This window comes from Vibrio fortis, assembly GCF_024347475.1.
GTDB classification, from domain to species: domain Bacteria; phylum Pseudomonadota; class Gammaproteobacteria; order Enterobacterales; family Vibrionaceae; genus Vibrio; species Vibrio fortis.
The window spans coordinates 1,402,619-1,420,613 of record NZ_AP025488.1; the positions used below are offsets into that span (position 1 = coordinate 1,402,619).

At 47.4% G+C, this 17,995-nt stretch carries 15 protein-coding genes; 9 read left to right on the forward strand and 6 right to left on the reverse strand.

Features of this window, described 5'->3' with window-relative positions:
• Positions 1-68 precede the first annotated feature (68 nt).
• Entirely contained in the window at positions 69-1,877 is a 1,809-nt protein-coding gene (locus tag OCV50_RS20710) for a bifunctional protein-serine/threonine kinase/phosphatase (protein WP_261904496.1), read from the forward strand.
• A gap of 90 nt (positions 1,878-1,967) precedes the next feature.
• On the opposite strand, the gene cra is transcribed toward OCV50_RS20710, so the two are convergent.
• Positions 1,968-2,972, reverse strand: coding sequence for a catabolite repressor/activator (gene cra, locus OCV50_RS20715; RefSeq protein WP_239840219.1), 1,005 nt, complete (start codon positions 2,970-2,972; stop codon positions 1,968-1,970).
• Between the two features lie 384 nt (positions 2,973-3,356).
• On the opposite strand from cra, the gene fruB reads away from it, so the two are divergent.
• Genes fruB through fruA form a run of 3 tightly spaced genes read left to right on the forward strand, consistent with a single transcriptional unit; the run spans position 3,357 to position 7,231 of the window.
• A complete protein-coding gene (gene fruB / locus OCV50_RS20720; protein WP_261904497.1) occupies positions 3,357-4,490 on the forward strand; it encodes a fused PTS fructose transporter subunit IIA/HPr protein in 1,134 nt (377 codons plus the stop codon).
• Between the two features lie 9 nt (positions 4,491-4,499).
• Positions 4,500-5,480, forward strand: a complete 981-nt coding sequence (gene pfkB / locus OCV50_RS20725; RefSeq protein ID WP_261904498.1) for a 1-phosphofructokinase — start codon at positions 4,500-4,502, stop codon at positions 5,478-5,480.
• A gap of 14 nt (positions 5,481-5,494) precedes the next feature.
• Positions 5,495-7,231 (forward strand): PTS fructose transporter subunit IIBC, encoded by a 1,737-nt coding sequence (fruA, locus tag OCV50_RS20730; protein WP_261904499.1) that lies wholly within the window; start codon positions 5,495-5,497, stop codon positions 7,229-7,231.
• 76 nt (positions 7,232-7,307) lie between these two features.
• On the opposite strand, the gene OCV50_RS20735 is transcribed toward fruA, so the two are convergent.
• The 4 genes from OCV50_RS20735 to OCV50_RS20750 form a co-directional block, all read right to left on the reverse strand.
• Positions 7,308-8,258 (reverse strand): helix-turn-helix transcriptional regulator, encoded by a 951-nt coding sequence (locus tag OCV50_RS20735; protein ID WP_261904500.1) that lies wholly within the window; start codon positions 8,256-8,258, stop codon positions 7,308-7,310.
• A 107-nt stretch (positions 8,259-8,365) separates the two neighbouring features.
• On the reverse strand, positions 8,366-11,467 hold the full coding sequence (locus tag OCV50_RS20740; protein WP_261904501.1) for an efflux RND transporter permease subunit: 3,102 nt from the start codon (positions 11,465-11,467) through the stop codon (positions 8,366-8,368).
• On the reverse strand, positions 11,464-12,654 hold the full coding sequence (locus tag OCV50_RS20745) for an efflux RND transporter periplasmic adaptor subunit (protein WP_261904502.1): 1,191 nt from the start codon (positions 12,652-12,654) through the stop codon (positions 11,464-11,466). The genes OCV50_RS20740 and OCV50_RS20745 overlap by 4 nt, the downstream gene beginning before the upstream one ends.
• Entirely contained in the window at positions 12,644-13,531 is an 888-nt protein-coding gene (locus tag OCV50_RS20750; RefSeq protein WP_261904503.1) for an ABC transporter six-transmembrane domain-containing protein, read from the reverse strand. The genes OCV50_RS20745 and OCV50_RS20750 overlap by 11 nt, the downstream gene beginning before the upstream one ends.
• Before the next feature lie 189 nt (positions 13,532-13,720).
• Here OCV50_RS20750 and OCV50_RS20755 point away from each other — a divergent pair, with 189 nt between their 5' ends.
• From OCV50_RS20755 to OCV50_RS20775, 5 genes are all read left to right on the forward strand, one after another.
• A complete protein-coding gene (locus OCV50_RS20755) occupies positions 13,721-14,314 on the forward strand; it encodes a hypothetical protein (RefSeq protein WP_261904504.1) in 594 nt (197 codons plus the stop codon).
• 20 nt (positions 14,315-14,334) lie between these two features.
• On the forward strand, positions 14,335-15,255 hold the full coding sequence (locus OCV50_RS20760; RefSeq protein WP_239840228.1) for a sterol desaturase family protein: 921 nt from the start codon (positions 14,335-14,337) through the stop codon (positions 15,253-15,255).
• The gene (locus tag OCV50_RS20765) at positions 15,230-15,901 is read left to right on the forward strand and encodes a response regulator transcription factor (RefSeq protein WP_261904505.1); all 672 of its coding nucleotides are present in this window, start codon (positions 15,230-15,232) and stop codon (positions 15,899-15,901) included. The genes OCV50_RS20760 and OCV50_RS20765 overlap by 26 nt, the downstream gene beginning before the upstream one ends.
• Entirely contained in the window at positions 15,901-17,196 is a 1,296-nt protein-coding gene (locus OCV50_RS20770; protein ID WP_261904506.1) for a sensor histidine kinase, read from the forward strand. The genes OCV50_RS20765 and OCV50_RS20770 overlap by 1 nt, the downstream gene beginning before the upstream one ends.
• 85 nt (positions 17,197-17,281) lie before the next feature.
• Entirely contained in the window at positions 17,282-17,434 is a 153-nt protein-coding gene (locus OCV50_RS20775) for a hypothetical protein (protein ID WP_239840231.1), read from the forward strand.
• 154 nt (positions 17,435-17,588) lie between these two features.
• Here OCV50_RS20775 and OCV50_RS20780 read toward each other — a convergent pair whose 3' ends face one another.
• A complete protein-coding gene (locus OCV50_RS20780) occupies positions 17,589-17,912 on the reverse strand; it encodes a DOPA 4,5-dioxygenase family protein (protein ID WP_239840232.1) in 324 nt (107 codons plus the stop codon).
• Positions 17,913-17,995 lie beyond the last annotated feature (83 nt).

Sequence of the window (17,995 nt, forward strand, 5' to 3'; positions counted from 1 at the left end):
GTTTATGACCAGAGCTTTTGTTCTTTCCCTTCGTTTTCAAACAATGAGCAGATAGGAGCAAGGACGTTATGACTCTCTCATTTAGCCAAAGCCAAACCACAGTCGATCCAAAGACAGCGCAAGGCATTCTTCCACAAGCGAGCAATCAACTCAGACTCAACTTTGGTGGCTATTCACACCAAGGGGTAAGAAGCGAGAATCAAGATGCGATTATCGTTAAGCACCCTCAAACCCGAGCCGAACAAGAGTTCAAGGGCAGCGTGGCGTGTATTGCCGATGGTGTGAGTTGCAGTGAACAAGGGCAGAAAGCCAGTCACACTAGCGTGATGCAGTTCATTACGGATTATTACGCCACGCCTGAGAGTTGGAGCATTCAACGTTCTGCACAAAAGGTGCTTACTTCTCTCAACTCTTGGATGTTCAACGCCTCATTTTCAGAGCTGGATGATGACAAACAGCTTGCGCACAACACCATGGTGTCGACCTTTAGTGCGGTCATTCTCAAATCAAATACGGCGCATATCTTCCATGTCGGAGATAGCCGAATCTATTTAATCCGCGATGGCAAAATTAAGCAACTGACGCGCGATCATACCCGTAATAACATCGTCAACACCCATTATCTGACTCGGGCGCTCGGTATGGATAGTCAGCTGAATGTGGACTATCAAACTCTACCTATTCAAGCGAAAGACCGTTTTATCCTGACCACCGATGGCGTACATGAGTTTGTCGATGAAGAGGACCTGATTGAGGGTGCCGATAACCAAAACGATTTCGAACTGGCGACACAAGCGATCTGTAACAAGGCGCTGGCCATGCACAGTAAAGACAACGTCAGCTGCTTAATGATTGAGGTAACACAACTACCTAAGCCGTCGTTGATTGAGTTTCACGAGAAGCTGGCTACACGCGTTATTCCTCCGGTTCTCAAGCTCGGCCAGATGATTGATCAGTTTCAGGTGTTAGAGGTGCTCTATTCTGGGACACGCAGCCACGTGTATCGAGTAATACAAGCTCAAACACAAAAAGAGTTCGTGATTAAAGTCCCCTCCCTGCAATATCACGATGACCCTTCGCAATTAAAAGCATTCTACAACGAGCAGTGGGCTGGGATGCTGCTTAACAATAAACGAATTATGAAGGTCTATCCGACCGATGAGCACTCTCAGTTTCTTTATCAAGTGTGTGAGATGGTTGAGGGCGTGACGCTAAGGCAGTGGATGTACGACAACCCACAACCAAGCCTGCCAGAAGTACGTACTATTTTAGAGAAGATCATTCAGGGCATTCGAGTACTGCAGCGTGCAGATATGGTACACCGCGACCTCAAACCCGAAAACATCATGCTGCTCCCCAATGGCGATATTAAGCTCATCGACCTTGGTGCGGTTTTGATTCGTGGTATCGAAGAAGGGTTACCTGTTAAAGAAGATGCGATTCCCCTCGGCGCGGTCAACTACATTGCCCCAGAAACCATAAAGCAGAATATTGCGACCACACGTTCCGATCTATTCTCGGTGGCGGTGATCGGCTATGAAATGCTAACCGGACAACTGCCCTACCCAGAAATGACACCGCGTTCTCTGACTCAGTCTCGTCATCATCAATGGCATTATCAGCCAATCACGCAGCAGCGGACCGATCTTCCAGCTTGGTTTGATCTTGTATTGCAAAAAGCCTGTGCTGAACATCCAACAGAGCGCTATTCCGTACTGGGTGACTTTATCTCTGATCTCTATACACCTAACTCTAAGCTGGTGAAGCGCAAAACCAAACAACCTTTGTTGAACCGTAATCCAATTCAGTTTTGGAAGGTGCTGGCTTTGCTATTAGGTATTGTGGCACTGGTCGAGTTTGGCATCTTGATTCAATAAAAAAGCCTCCGCACCATTAAGGCGCCGAGGCTTCTGCAAGCAAATGAACAGTTCTGGAAGCGAATAGGTTCTTGTAGCTGTTTAGGCAAGCTAGCTTCGTTTTACTAGGCTTCGTGGCACCAGTTCAATACCTGACTGATAACGTTTTGCCGACGCATTTAGCGCCAAGGCGAAAGCGCTGTCGGCGATCACCTCAAACTGCTGAGGTAGTGAGTGTACTTTGAAGGGTAAGAAATCCAATAGTCGATTATCACCAAAGGTTGCTAACTTCACCTGGTTGACCAGCTCTGGCTTTTCGACCATCACATCCAGTACACCCTCTAGCAAGGTATAAGACATGGTCACAATCGCATCTGGAACCGTGCCCTTTGCAATCCACTCTTCAAACACTTCTCGACCTGACTCTCGGTCAAAGTGTTCGCCATAACCGACAACCGTGGGTTTGTTCTCTTGAAGCCCTGTCTGTTGAGTGTGCGCTTTGTTTGCAGCTTCGAAACCAAGGTGACGTTCGCGAGAGATGTTTAGATCAGGCAAGGCACCAATCAAACCAATGCTATGAATATTGTCATCAAGAATTGAATGGGTCAGTTCAAACGCTGCCTCAAAATCTTCACTGATGACACAAGCAAAATGCTCATCATCTAACGGACGGTCAATCGCAATCACGGGCGTACCAGAGTTTTGCAATTGCAGATAGAACTCATTGGCATCTGGCATTGAGCTCGCAACCAATAAAGCATCAATACGACGACTCACCAAAGCTTCAGCGACTTTTCGCTCGGTTTCGGCGTCATCATCTGAGCATCCAATTAAGATCTGATAACCCACTTTACGAGAGTTCTGCTCGATCAGTTTTGCTAAACGGGCGTAACTGCTGTTCTCTAGGTCTGGGATAATCAAACCAAACGAACGGCTGTTACCTGCTCTCAATGAAGATGCAGCGTGGTCTGGACGGTAGTTATGCTCGTTCACCACAGCCATCACTTTCTGCTGTGTTTTCTCGCTAATGCGGTACTTTTGAGCTTTACCATTAATCACATAACTTGCTGTGGTTTTTGATACACCCGCCAGTTTCGCTATTTCATCAAGTGTCATATCAAGGACCTGTATTTTGTGCGTAGGATCATATAACCAAAGTTCTGATCCTCGGAATAGTTGAATTATATGCTGAATCGATTCAGTATGAAAGCTGAAAGGATTCAGCAAAATCTGAAAAGTGACTCGAATCATCTTTTTTTAGCAACATTGAGATTGATGACTATCTTCTAAAGACAGCGAGACACAATAGTAGAAACAGATAACAGCAAATCAGTTTTAACAAGAGAACTGGGCTTTGCTGAATTTTTTTACTCTTTTTGCTGAACCGATTCAGCTTAACGTTCAGCAAGGTGTTCAGCACTGATTAAGCAGAACGCGAATCGGACATACAGCAACTATGAAGCGACACGCTCAAACAAAGCAATAAGCTAAAGAGGCAACATGCTTAAATTAACTAAATCTGACATTTCGCTTGGTCAATCTGCGCAAGATAAGTTCCAAGCTATTCGTAACATTGCCGGCAAACTAACTGAAAAAGGTCTGGTTGATGAAGGTTACGTAGAAGGAATGCTGAACCGTGAGAATCAAAACTCCACTTTCCTTGGAAACGGTATCGCTATTCCTCATGGCACGACTGACACCCGCGGTTTAGTAAAAGAGACTGGCGTTGCAGTACACCACTTTCCTGAAGGTATCGACTGGGCAGACGGCAACCGCGTTTATGTCGCGATCGGTATTGCGGCGAAATCAGACGAGCACTTAGGCATTCTCAAACAGCTAACCAAAGTTCTTTCTGCTGACGGCGTTGAGCAAAAGCTGCAACAAGCGAAAACAGAAGATGAAATCATCGCCCTACTTCACGGTGAAGTTCAACTTGAAGCAGATTTAGATGCTTCTTTAGTTCAACTTAAGTTCCCAGCAAGCGACATGGTGCAAATGTCTGCAGTGGCTGGCGGCCTACTGAAAAACACAGGTTGTGCAGACAACGCATTCGTTGCTGACCTAGTAACCAAAACGCCAACTCACCTTGGTCAAGGTCTATGGCTTCTTGGTAGCGACAAAGGCGTAACACGCACAGCCGTATCTTTTGTTTCTACGGCGAATGATTGCGAGTTTGAAGGTACTCAAGTGAAGGCACTGGTTGCGTTTGCCGCTTGTAATAGTGCTCACCAAAACATCCTAGCGAACCTAAGCCAACTGGTTTTCGAGGGCAAACAAAATGCGCTGATCGAATCAGACATCGAAGGCGTAATGGCTCAGCTGAAAGGCGAAGCACCGAGTACTTCTGCAGAAGGTTCAGATAACCAAGCGGTATTTAAGATTAAGAACGCTCACGGTCTGCATGCTCGTCCGGGTGCAATGTTGGTCGCAGAAGCGAAGAAGTTCGATTCGGCAATTCGAGTATCAAACCTAGATGGCGATGGCAAAGAAGTAAACGCGAAGAGCCTAATGAAAGTCATCGCGCTAGGCGTGAAACACGGCCACCAGCTTCAATTCACTGCAGAAGGTGACGACGCAGCACAAGCTATCGAAGCCATTGGTAAAGCTATCGCTTCTGGCCTTGGTGAAGGTTAAGGACTCGCTATGACTGAATTAAAGCAAATCAAAGCAGTAACCGTAACGCTGAACCCAGCTTTGGATCTAACGGGCAGCGTGAATACGCTCAATGTAGGTTCAGTGAGTTTGGTTAATACCGGCTCTCTGCATGCAGCAGGCAAAGGCGTTAACGTTGCAAAAGTGCTGTCAGAACTGGGTGCAAAAGTGACGGTAACAGGCTTCTTAGGTCGCAACAACGAAGAAGCGTTCTGCCAACTGTTCTCTGAAATGGGAGCAACCGACCGCTTCATTCGTGTCGACGGTGCAACGCGCATCAACGTAAAACTGGTTGAGAACTCAGGTCAAGTGAGCGACATCAACTTCCCGGGCGTACCCGTTGATCAAGATGCGATTGACGCGTTCGAGAAAACACTGATGGAACTGGCTGAAGACCACGATTACTTCGTGATTGCGGGCAGCCTGCCACAAGGGGTTTCCCCTGAGCAGTGTGCATCTTGGGTACAACGCCTGCATGACCTAGGCAAAAAAGTGCTATTCGACAGCAGTCGTGACGCATTAAAAGCCGGTATCGATGCTCAACCATGGCTTATCAAACCGAACGACGAAGAGCTTTCTCAGCTGTTCAACGCAGAACTGACTAACCGTGACCAATGCCAACTTGCAGGCCAAGCGCTGAGCGAGAAAGGGATTGAGAACATCGTGGTCTCATTAGGCGCTGATGGCGTGATGTGGCTCAACAACGGAGAGTGGATGCACGCTCAACCGCCACGCATGCAAGTTGTGAGCACAGTAGGCGCCGGTGACACCCTAGTGGCAGGCCTATGTTGGGGTCACATGCAACTGATGCCTAAAGCAGAACTTATTCAATTCGCTACCGCCCTTTCGGCACTTGCTGTGTCTCAAGTAGGCGTTGGTTTAACCAGCCAAGAAGAGCTGGACTCAGTACGACAAAATATCCAATTACAGGCGCTTAACACTCCAACTGGCCAGTTTGAGTCAAGCAAATAGAACAAAGGTTTACTATGAATATTACCATTATCACAGCATGCCCGAGTGGCGTTGCAAACAGCATCATCGCAGCAGGTCTACTTGAGAAGGCAGCTAAGGAACTAGGTTGGAGCGCAAACATCGAGTGCCAATCAACCGTTCTTCCAAGTGAAGCAGTTTCTGAGGAAGTGATCGCGAGCAGTGATGCCATTGTTATTGCGGCAAACACGGACGTAGACACACAGCGCTTTGTCGGCAAAAAAGTCTACCAAGCGCCAATCTCTGAGTGCACTGCAGACGCAAAAGCATTTCTAGAGAATGCGGTTGCGAACGCGAAAGAGCTAGACGCTTCACAAGTCACCACCGCGACAACAGAAGTTAAAGCAAGTGGTGCGAAGAAGATTGTCGCTATCACCGCTTGCCCGACAGGTGTTGCACACACCTTCATGGCCGCTGAAGCGCTAGAGAATGAAGGTCAACGTCTTGGTCACCAAATCAAGGTTGAAACGCGTGGTTCAGTGGGTGCGAAAAACCAACTGACTGACCAAGAAATTGCAGAAGCAGACCTAGTCATCATCGCCGCAGACATCGACGTTCCACTTGATCGTTTCAACGGCAAGCCGCTATACAAAACAACGACGGGTCCTGCACTTAAGAAAACGACTCAAGAATTTGAAAAAGCGTTCGCAGAAGCAACGCCATACCAACACACGGCATCGTCTTCACAAGCAGCACCTGCTGACGAGAAAAAAGGCGTATACAAGCACCTAATGACCGGTGTGTCTCACATGCTTCCAGTCGTGGTTGCGGGTGGTTTGATCATCGCACTCTCTTTCGTATTCGGTATCGAAGCGTTTAAAGAAGAAGGCACACTAGCAGCGGCACTGATGACCATTGGTGGTGGTTCGGCATTCGCTCTGATGATTCCGGTTCTCGCTGGTTTCATTGCATTCTCAATTGCTGACCGTCCGGGTCTGGCTCCGGGTCTGATCGGCGGTATGTTGGCGAGCTCAACAGGCGCAGGTTTCCTAGGTGGTATCGCAGCAGGTTTCATCGCAGGTTACTCAGCCAAGTTCATTGCTGACAAGGTTCAACTTCCACAATCTATGGAAGCCCTTAAACCGATTCTTATCATTCCATTTATCGCGAGCTTATTTACTGGCTTGGTAATGGTGTACATCGTAGGTGGTCCGGTTTCTGGCGTAATGAGCGCGATGACTGACTTCCTAAACAACATGGGTACGTCTAATGCGATTCTTCTTGGTGTGATTCTAGGCGCAATGATGTGTTTCGACCTTGGTGGCCCAGTAAACAAAGCGGCTTACACATTCGGTGTTGGTCTACTAGCTTCACAAACTTACGCACCAATGGCGGCTATCATGGCAGCGGGTATGGTTCCTGCTCTAGGTATGGGCCTTGCAACTTTCCTAGTGAAAGACAAGTTTGAAGCAGGCGAGCGTGAAGCGGGTAAAGCATCATTCGTACTTGGCTTATGTTTCATCTCTGAAGGTGCGATTCCATTCGCAGCGAAAGATCCAATGCGTGTTATCCCTGCATGTATGGCTGGTGGCGCACTGACTGGTGCTCTATCAATGCTGTTCGGCGCACAACTGATGGCTCCTCACGGTGGTCTGTTCGTACTATTGATTCCAGGTGCAATCTCTCCTGTGCTGATGTACCTAGTGGCGATTGCAGCAGGTACGGCGGTTACCGGTTTCGGTTACGCTGCTCTGAAAAAGATGAGCGACTCAAAAGTAACAGCAGAAGCTTAATCCCCCTATTCTGCTCAGCTCCGATAAAGTGACTTTATAAGCAAAGGCTCCTCAATTGAGGAGCCTTTTTGTTTCTTTAATTTGTAGCCGATTCGAGATCATCGACAATCACTGGTAACTGAAATGAGAAAGTCACACCTTCAACATCCGTTGTATCAATTTGACGAATCATCTCCACTAAGTGCCCTTGAGTATCGAGTCGGAGCTTTTGTTGCTCAGCACTTTGAAACAATGACTCCAACGCAGCGCTGTATGCTACATCTGATACCAAATAAACCTCACTACATAAGTAGTAACCCTCAGCAATGATCACATCATGCTGGCTAGGGTCCGCCTGCCAATTGCCGATACAGAGATCGATCTCATCCCATGTTTTGCGCATCTGCTTTAATGGTGTGGTGCTCATTAACTTAGTCGATTTTCTACCATACAACTCAAATACAGTGTCCCAATCAGGGTCATCTAGCTTTAAATTTTTCATGCTTCGTTGTGGGTACCAGACCAATTCGGTTGGAATCGACTGAGCAAGATGGCTCTCTATCGATCCACTTCCTGTCGGGTGTGCAAGCCGTTTAAGGAAATCTGCGGTTTCTCGTGGCGTCGCTTCGTATCCCATTTTACGAATTTGTTTGGCAGTCACGCCGAGGTCTCTTTTCAATGCTTTACCAAGCGCTTGAGACGAAGAGAAGCCGCAATATTGGGCTATCTCCATTGCACTCCACGGCTCATCGTTCAATAACAAACTCACCGCCACTTGTAGCCGGATTCGACCTAGGTATTGACCCGGTGTCTCATGGAACAATTCAGCAAACTGGCGATGAAAATGATACGGAGATATCGCAGCAGCAGTCGCGATCTCTTCCCAAGTACGTCGCTCTGCCCACTCTTCATGCATCATGGTGAGAGCTTGAGTGAAACGCTTCTTTTGATGATCCGGAAGGGATTTCAACAACGCCACCTCCGGCACCAATTGAAATGCCGGTCTAGGTTCCGACTTAGGTTGGTTCTTCTCGTCCTTGTTACTCATGCTCTTTCCAATATGGGTCAAACGATGCCCGAGTTCTAATGTAATATCCGTCACTATGCGTTCTCTATAAGCCATTCGTAATCTAAAGGCTATGCGTAATCTAAAGGCTATGCGTAATCTAAAGAAAGCGACGTTTGCTCGATTTTCGGCGCTTTGCGACAAAATAAACCGAGCAGCACCGGAATCAAAATTAAGGTGACCGCCGTAGCAAACAGTTCACCAAACACCAGCGAGACTGCGGCAGGTTTTAAGTACTGCGCCTGCTCTGCCGTTTCACTGAGCAGCGGTAACAAGCCACACACAGTAGTGATGGTCGTCAGGAATATTGCTCGTAGACGACTGGTTCCTGCAATCACCAACGCTTTCTGCAGCGGCACCCCACTTCGATACTCCGAGTTAAATCGAGTGATGAGAACCAATGAATCATTGATAACAATACCTGTCATCGCCATCATCCCAAACATAGAGAGCAAACTGATTGGCAGGTCCATGATGTAGTGGCCGAAGATCGCGCCGGCAAAGCCGAACGGAATCACCGCCATAATAATAAAGGGTTGCCAGTAAGATTTAAGCGGCACTGCCAACAAAATGTAAATCAGCAACAGAGTGAGGATCATGGCGGTTTTAAAGCCTGACGACACCTCGCCAATCTCTTCAAATTCGCCCCCTGCTCTTATCGTGACGTCAGGATATTGAGCTTCCAGTTCTGTAATGGTCTCATCCAGCTGCGCCATAGTTTGCTCTGGCGATTGAATATCACGATTCTGCTTCCAGTATAGGTTAAGCACTTGCTCGCGATTACGACGGTACACGACTTGTGGCTCCTGTTCGTATTGAAGGCTCGCAACATCGCCGAGTAACACCGAACCACCATCAGGCAGACGAATCATGGCTTGTTCTAACTGAGACAGTGTCTGACGGTGCTCTCTTGCATATTGCAGTAAAACCTTGGTCTCTTGCCCTTTTTCGAGCAGGCGATGTATTTCTCGCTCACCATAAGCCTCACCAACCAGTTTTGCGAGCTTCTCTTGTGTTAGCCCCAATTGTTCACCAAATCGATTTACCACAATACGCACCTGCGGCGAACCGGCTTGTCCATCGTCATACACATCTGAAACGCCGTTCAAGCTGGCAAGTTTTTCAGACAATAATTGGCTCACTTGTTTAGCCAGTGCCCTGTCATTTGCTGATACGGTAATGAAGGTACCACCTGCAGGTTCTTCTGCCGCACTAAACTGAGTCGAATACGCCCCTTCCACGGCTCCCGTGGCATCACGCCAACGGTCAATCAATAGATTACTTGGTAAAGTGCTGAGTGATTCAGTTGTTAGCTCCGCTGTTACTTCAATCTCACCAAAACCGTCTGACCACGCTAGTAGGTTAATCACTGGGGCTTCGCTTAAAGGAAAATCATCCATCAAGCTCTGCTCAACCTTCGCCATTGCTAACTCAACTTGTGACAGTGCTTGTTGCTGTAATGGTAGTGGCGCACCGTCTTCCAGTTCGATTTTTGCGGTAACGTAACGCCCTGGGATCTCAGGGAACAGTGCGCTACGGATCGCGCCATTCGACCACATTCCATAACCCAAGGTGATCATGGCAACAAACCCCAATAACGACGCGAACTTATAGTTCAACGCATGCTCCAGCACGGGCTTATAAACTCGCAGGTTAAACGCCTGAAGCATCTGCTGAGCCTTACCTTGGATTCGCGTAATGATGTTTCGACGCGGTTTAGATTCAATCTGCGCAAGGTGCGAAGGCAGGATGAACTTGCTCTCCACCAGCGAGAAGATCAATGCGAAGATCACCACTGCAGAGAAGCCCGCCAACACCTTAGCCAATTCATTGTTGATCCACAGCATCGGTGAAAAGGCAGCAATGGTAGTAAGCACCCCAAATACAGTTGCAACCGACACCGAGTGAACACCTTGCCACGCTGCAAGCTTGGGATCGATCGCCTTTCCCGCTGGCGATGGCGTCCGCTTTTCGTGGATTGCCTCCCCTACAACCACCGCATCATCCACTAAGATCCCGAGCACCAAAATGAAGCCAAACAGAGTTATATCATTAACGCTGTAATTCGTTAGCTGCATTGAAACCAACGTGCCTGCGAGCGCAACCGGAATGCCGACCGCGACCCAGAATGCCAGCTTGAGTTCAAGAAACAGCCCCAACAAGACAATAACAATCAATAGCCCTTGCCATGCGTTGTCACCTAAGCGAAATAGTTGTTCTTCGATGTAAGGTGCCATATCCGCCATGGTATCCAGCGAAATATCAGACGGCAGCTGTGCACGCTGCTCTTTAAGCACTTGTTGAACCGCCTCACTCACCTTAAGTAAGTTATCGGTTTGGCTCGTGCTGATCAAAAGGGCAATTGCATTCGAACCGTTATTTCGGACGATGGAACCGCTCTGTTCATAGCCTCGGCTAAGCTCGGCAATATCACTCAGTCGCACCTTGCCGTTTGCATTTGCGATCACAACCAAATCATTGAGCTTCTGCAAGTCATCAGCATAGCCGTCACCACGAATGATCACGCGGCCTTTACTGCTAAGAAGCTCACCAGTTCGAGACTCAAACGAGCGTTGCTCAATCAACTGTGCAAGCTCTTCTAACGTAATGCCCAAATTCTCAAGTTCTTGCGGCTTTGGTTCGATGATCAACTGAGGATTTCGAGAACCCCAATTCGATACCTTGGATATCTGAGCGTGCTTTTTTAATGCTTGCTCAACTTGCCTCGCGATCGGTTGAAGCTCTGCATCACTGCGATCTCCAGACACAATCACGAAAGCCGCTAGATTGGTAAACTCGTTGCGAACTACCTGTGGCTTTTCTGCCTGTACGGGAAACCCATTTATCGCATTGACTTGGTTGCGTACATCATCCAACAGCTTGTCTAAATCGGTTGAGCTGGTTTTGCGTACCACCACTCGCGACATACCTGCGCTTGATTGGCTGGTGATCTGCTTAATGCCTGCGATACCACTGATCGACTCTTCAATGCGCTGCGTGACACTTTCGTCAATCTGCTGCGCTGTACCTCCTGGGTACGCCACATTAATTACCACCGACGACGGTGCGATCTGAGGAAAAGACTCAACCCTAAGGTGCCCAAACGAGAGCACACCACTGACCACAATCGCCATCATCAGTAAGTTGGCAGCAACTGGATTATGGATAAACCACTTGGTTAACCAATTCATGGAGTCACCTCTTCCGATTGCGTTGCTTTAGAGGCGATAGCTGTGGTTAATTCAAGCTCCTCAACCGTGCGAATCGGGGCAACTTGCTTACCCGCTAACATTGAAGACAAAGGATACTTAACCACTGAGCGAGTTTTTTGTTGATGGTCAGAGAACTTCACATGCACTTGCTCTTGAGTCTCCTCTACCAGTGTCACTCGCTCTTTTTGCAATTGATCGTGACTATCTAACGTCCAGACATAGCCGTCGCGCGTTAAACTGCTCATCGGAAGCGAACTCACGTCAGTTTGTTCACCAAGGTTCACCTTCACCTCAACCTGTTGATTTGGGAACAAGCGTGGAACCTGATAAGGGTTTTGAACCGAGAGCACGACTTGTCGTTGGCGAGTAACCGGATCAACGTTTGGCGAAACATAGCGCACTGCGGCTGACCAACGCTGTCCAGAGCGGGCAACCACGGTTATCTCTGGCTGAGAAGCTTCTTGCCCTTTAAGTACCGCTTGCTGAACTCTTGCCCAATGTAACTCAGATACGGGTAGCGCAACGTCAATCGAATCGCTAGCAGCCAGATCAAATATGGCTTGTCCCGCTTCTATCCACTCTCCTGGACTCACATGACGATTCAAAATCACTGCATCAAAGGGAGCAACGATGGTGGCTTCTTTAAGTAATTTTGTCGCACTCTGATAAGCCTGTTTTGCTTGAGTTAACTCGGCTTTGGCCGCTGCAACCTGTGGTTCTTTGCGGGCAAACGCGGAACTTTTACTTGGATTGAGCATTTTGAGTGCCACGGTTTGTTCATGTTCTATTTGCTTTAGATTCAGTTCCGCTTGTTTAACCTGGCTCAGAGCCATCGCAACGTTGGAGCGCAGTGCACTGTTATCTAACTTAGCCAATACGTCGCCTTCTTTTATTAATGTTCCCGGCTCCATTGCCAAGTTAACCCAAGCTAGCTCGGCACTGCTTGATGCCTTGAGTTGAATTGGCCAGCGTGACTGTGTGACGGCCAACAAATTCAAAGAGGCTTCATAGGTAGTTGGCGTCACTTCAATTACAGACACAGGTGCAAGAACGGCCTCTTTCTCTTCCAGTGTGACCGGATCGGGTTCGAGTTCATCGACAAGAATTAAGGCAGCGAGAATCGCCACGCAGCCGAGGGCAATGGAAAGCGGCTTTTTAAACTTCATAAGGCTTCTCCTTCATAACCGGTTGTTTGTTTTTTTGATTAAGACGCTGGCTGATTTCACCAAGTCGAGAGAGGGTTTGTAGGGTAATCGGTAGTAGTACCGCTGTTTCAACGAACTCCAATGAGTAAGTCACAATCGAAAAGACCTGGCCCGGCGTCGGTGAATCCATGTAACTCACTAGCCATAAGTTACTCAGCACCGCAGAAAACAGCAGCGTGAAGATAAATCCATACACAATGGCTTCAGTGTCGGAAAGTTTCACTTCACACTGTTTGAGACGTTCAAAGTGATGTCGAATAGCAGACAATTTGGCCGCGCCGAGCAACCAGACTTGCTGTTCAACTTGATCATTAAATTCGCCATTCAAACGAGTAAAGGTGTGATGAAACAACCCATAGATGATCAGCATTGCAATGCCCGCACCCAACATGGAGAACGCCAGTGAATAATCGAAGGTTGCCAAGATCACCACAGTAGCAATCAGTTGAACTACCGCCGTCATCAAGGAAGGCAGGTCGTCTTCAAGGAAATCGACCAGTTCACGAGACATGGTCAAGCGCGCATCTTTGGCTGATAGCTCTAAACCTCGTAGGTTTCTCTCGACCAAATTCGCTAGCTTAACTCTAATAGAGCCATAAACACGGGTGTCGTAGAAACGACGAACAACGCTAACAATCACCAGTACAAACAAGCACAAGGCCAGCATCAATAAGGGTTGCAGATCCTGCTGTAGCACACCGTCTATTGCGAAACCGATAAACAGAGGCAATAGAATCAGCATAATGTTTTCGATAAGTACCATCAGCCACGTCAAGAGAACCTTCCAAAGATTCAAACGGATGATGGTGAACAGTGAGATGGGCTGTTTGAAGTTCATTATTGACCCCACAAATAATAATGGCGTCAGTATTACTAATTCGACGTTGGAAAAAGTGTCCCAAATTGCTGTATTGAGGCTTTTATCTTTGGTTACCTTTTGATTACCTCTCTCCCGTTATCTTGTTTAGCAACACGAGAATGCACACTCGCTATTCTCAATATCCAATAACCAACAGGGAGAGTGACAATGAAACTGTTCGCTTCAATACTCACAACAACGGCCATTACCGGCGCGATTTGGGCAGCTCTACATACCCAACCTGCGATTGCAGACGCAAAGACTCAAACCAATGCCGACGCCAGTAAAAACACTAACGCCAACGCGGCACTCGTTACAGCGTCTAACGACAAGACCGATATGACAAAATCAGGTTCTATTATTGGGGTAACCAAGACGGTTGCGCTCGATTCGGTCCCGCAAGTCTGGGCGCTCTTTTATGAGCAGGTTGAATCCAACAATAATCCGAACTTAAGTACGCCGAATGTTGTAGGCAATGAAGTGATTGTTCTTTACCAAGATATCACCAAAGATTTCAGCGAAGCTAAAGTCACCGTCGGCTTTGTACAAAACGCGACGTCTGATGACAAGCCTAATGCGAATTTTCCAAGCATCAAACAAGCCGTAACACTGCTTAATAAAGGGCAACATGACGATACGGAGCTAACAAACGCTTGGGAGATGATAGATTTTCGACGCGAAGTGAAGGCCGTACTCGAACGCCACTATCTAAATCAGCACGGGCTGCCTGATTCCAGTGAACTCTATGTCTACTATAAATAGAACCAACAAGGATAATCGTCATGGAATTTCTGTCTCAGATCTTTAGTGAAGGCCAAATCATATTCACCGAAACTTGGGTCGATGATAACTTTGTCATCGTTGCTCTAGCGTTGTTTATATTTGAATTGATTCGGTATGCATTCAAAAAGAAACTCTCTTGGAACATGTTAGGTGACAGCCTGACTAACTTCGTCACTCTATTTTTCTTATTAGTGATCGTGTTTTTCATAGGCCTTGCCTACGTAGGTGCCTTTGTTTTCGCTTATGAAAACTTCAGTTTGACTCAGCTACCCATTACCGGCTGGACGATTTTAGGTTGTTTGATCTTGGCGGATCTTGCCTATTACTGGGAGCATCGCTTCCTGCACAGCAATGGGTTCGCGTGGGGAACACACTCGGTGCACCACAGTTCACCCTACTTTAATATCTCTGTGGCATATCGTTTTGGGCCACTGGATTGGTTTTTCCCATTCTTCTTCCACTTGCCGTTGATTCTACTTGGATTCAACCCGTTTGTTGTGTTGATGTGTGAAACGTTTGTTCAGCTTTATCAAACGCTACTTCACACAGAGACAGTGAAGAAGTTGCCACGACCTATCGAAGCAGTGTTCAATACGCCCTCTCACCACAGGGTTCACCATGCGACCAACAAGCAATACCTCGACAAAAACTACGCAGGTATCTTGATCATCTGGGATCGCATGTTTGGTACCTTTGCGAGAGAAGAAGAAACCGTAAGTTATGGCGTTTTCCCAAGAATCAATTCGGTGAACCCATTAAAAGTATACTTCCACGGTTACGGAAAACTCCTCAGCCAAATGTGGCACGCACCCAATTGGACGTACCGCTTACAACTCTTGGTACAACCACCAATATGGGCTTGGAGAAGGGAACGAGAATCAAGAAAGGAAACCCATGACCATTCACGCACTTTTGATTGAAGATGACAGTGATCTTGCTGAAGCCATTGCTGATTACATGGAACTCGATGGCTTCGAGTTCGACTTTGCTTACAACGGAATGGCAGGGTTGAATCTCGCGCTAAGCGGTAGCTACGACTTGATTCTCACCGACATTAATATGCCGAAAATGGACGGGCTTGATGTATGCCAATCATTGAGAGCACAAGGGGTCACGACACCGATCTTAATGTTGACAGCCAGAGACACCTTAGAAGACAAAATCGCGGGCTTCGATGTGGGTTCTGATGACTATCTCGTCAAGCCTTTTGCGATGGAAGAACTCAAGGTACGTTTAATGGCGTTAGTACGCCGCTCACAAGGGGTGGTCTCTACCCTTTGTGCCGCTGACGTTGAGGTGAACCTTAATACCCATCAAGCCACTCGCAGTGGAGAGCCATTAAAGCTCTCCCCTGTGTGCTGGCGTATGCTGGTAACGCTAGTCAAAAATAGCCCCAATGTGGTGGCTCGTGCAAAATTAGAAGAGGCTTGGGAGGACGAACTCCCTACCCCAGACAGCTTTAAGGCCCAACTATTTAAGCTAAGACAAGTGGTTGACGCCCCTTTTGATTCGAAGCTGATTCATACTGTGCATGGCGTCGGAGTGGCATTGCGAGAGGAAGCATAATGAAACGCGTCAGCATCAAGAGAGACATCTATCTTTATCTGTTTGGTCTTTTACTGCTACTCACGGCAGCTTACGGTTTAATGGTTTCTCAGAGTTATCATATTGGTATCAACGAAAGCGCCAAATACGGCTTCCTGTATGAGTTAAAAGCAGCAGAGCAACACTACCTCACCACAGGGGAAGCGCCTCGTAGTGACAATCCAACCTTTCAGGTATTCCTTGAACCCTCTCAAATCCCAGCCAAGTTTCAGCAAGCATTCTCGTGGCAGGATTTTCAAGCCGACGAAATCTATGAAGCCTACATAAACCCGACTTCCAACTCAAATCAAGATTATGGGAAGTATCTTTATGCGGCCAAGCACCCTGTACCCGGTAGTGATCAGATCCTCTACATCGTTTCTGAATACGATGAAGCGCTGTATCTGGCGCTATTTGAGTTAAGCCCACCAGAATCAGTCACTCAGTTTAACTCAGCGTTTTTGGTGATTGGTGGTTTGTTGCTATTGGTGTTCTTGTCGATTCGAGTGCTCGTTTACCGCCTAACGAAACCAATCCTGACGCTATCAACTTGGTCAAAGACGCTCGATCTTGATGACGTCAGCCACCTAGAGAAGTTTCGTTACAGTGAGATTCAGACCTTAGCCGAGCAGTTAATTCGTAGTGTTGAAGGAGAACGCAGCGCTAATGATCGTGAGCGCTTCTTCCTGCGTGCAGCCAGTCATGAACTGCGTACCCCAATCACTACCATTTCTGCCAGTGGCGATATGCTAGAACGCCTTGCTGAACATATCCCAAACAGTGGCCAGCGCGCGGTTGCTCGTATTCAGCGATCTGTTCAAAGCATGCAGAGTCTTGTGATCACCCTTTTGTGGATGAGCCGCAATAGTAACCTTGAGACCCAGTATGAATCGATCCCTACAAAACCTTTGTTAACGCAGATCGTGAATAGTCAGCAATACCTACTCTCCCAAAAACAAGTCGAGGTAGATACACAAGTCAGCTGTGATGAGATCCACCAGCCCAAAGAGCTTCTCGAAGTCGTGCTGACCAATCTTGTCCGAAATGCATTTCAACATGGTGGTCACGGTAAAGTCACGATGAGATTAAATGACCAAGAATTTGAGATCAGTAACACCTCACCCGACCCAACTTTGGCTGCAGACAGTAACCGAGACACCTCTTTCGGTATAGGTTTAGAATTGGTTGAACGTGTCTGTAACAGCCAGGGGTGGCAGTTGGCACATAGGCAGCACCAAGAGGCCTTTATCGTCACGGTTCGCTTCAATAACTTGTAATTCGAGTGAATGAATCTGGCTGGTTACCAAGTGGTTACCTTTGTATCGGTATGCTACACCTATACACAGATAGAGGAGCCGACTCATGGGCACTTGGATACTAGAAACCTTATTATGGGCTATCGTCACTGTTGCAGTTTGCGTGGCAATTTGGGGATTAAACCTGACCAATATATTGATCGCACTAGGCGCATCAGTTGCGGTATCTCTGCTGTTAGGCAACAGTTGGCGCAGTTAGGCTTTCATAGCCACATAAAGCAACATTAATCATCACAATACGTCTAACGACACTGGCAAACCTAAAGATGCAGAATAATTAGAGTACTCAAAAGAAAACCCCGATGATCAATGACCATCGGGGTTTTGTGTTTGTTACGTATGTTGTATGCAGGCTAGCTTGATAATGTCTCTTCAAAGACACCTAACTCTCGACCAAGCCAAATCGCTCGCACAGTGTGATCAAGCGTCTCTTCCCCACCGGTTACTGGGTGAATCAGCACAGACATATCACCACGCTCTTGATCCAACCACTCCACAATGCCTGACTCTTTGTTAGCAAAGTGGATTTCAAACATTGGCATTTTATGAGGGCCAACGAGGCGCTGAACCAACGGGAAAACCTCCATCACATCGTTACGCTCCGAGAGGATTTTTTGACGTAAAGTTTCAGCTTGCTCTGCAAATCGCAGAGGAAAATAAACATGACCGTGGTACATATCACCGTCCTTTAGAATTATGATGAGGGCAGTGTAACCTGCTTTGTTGAACAATAACAGCTCACCTAATCTTCTTATTTAAA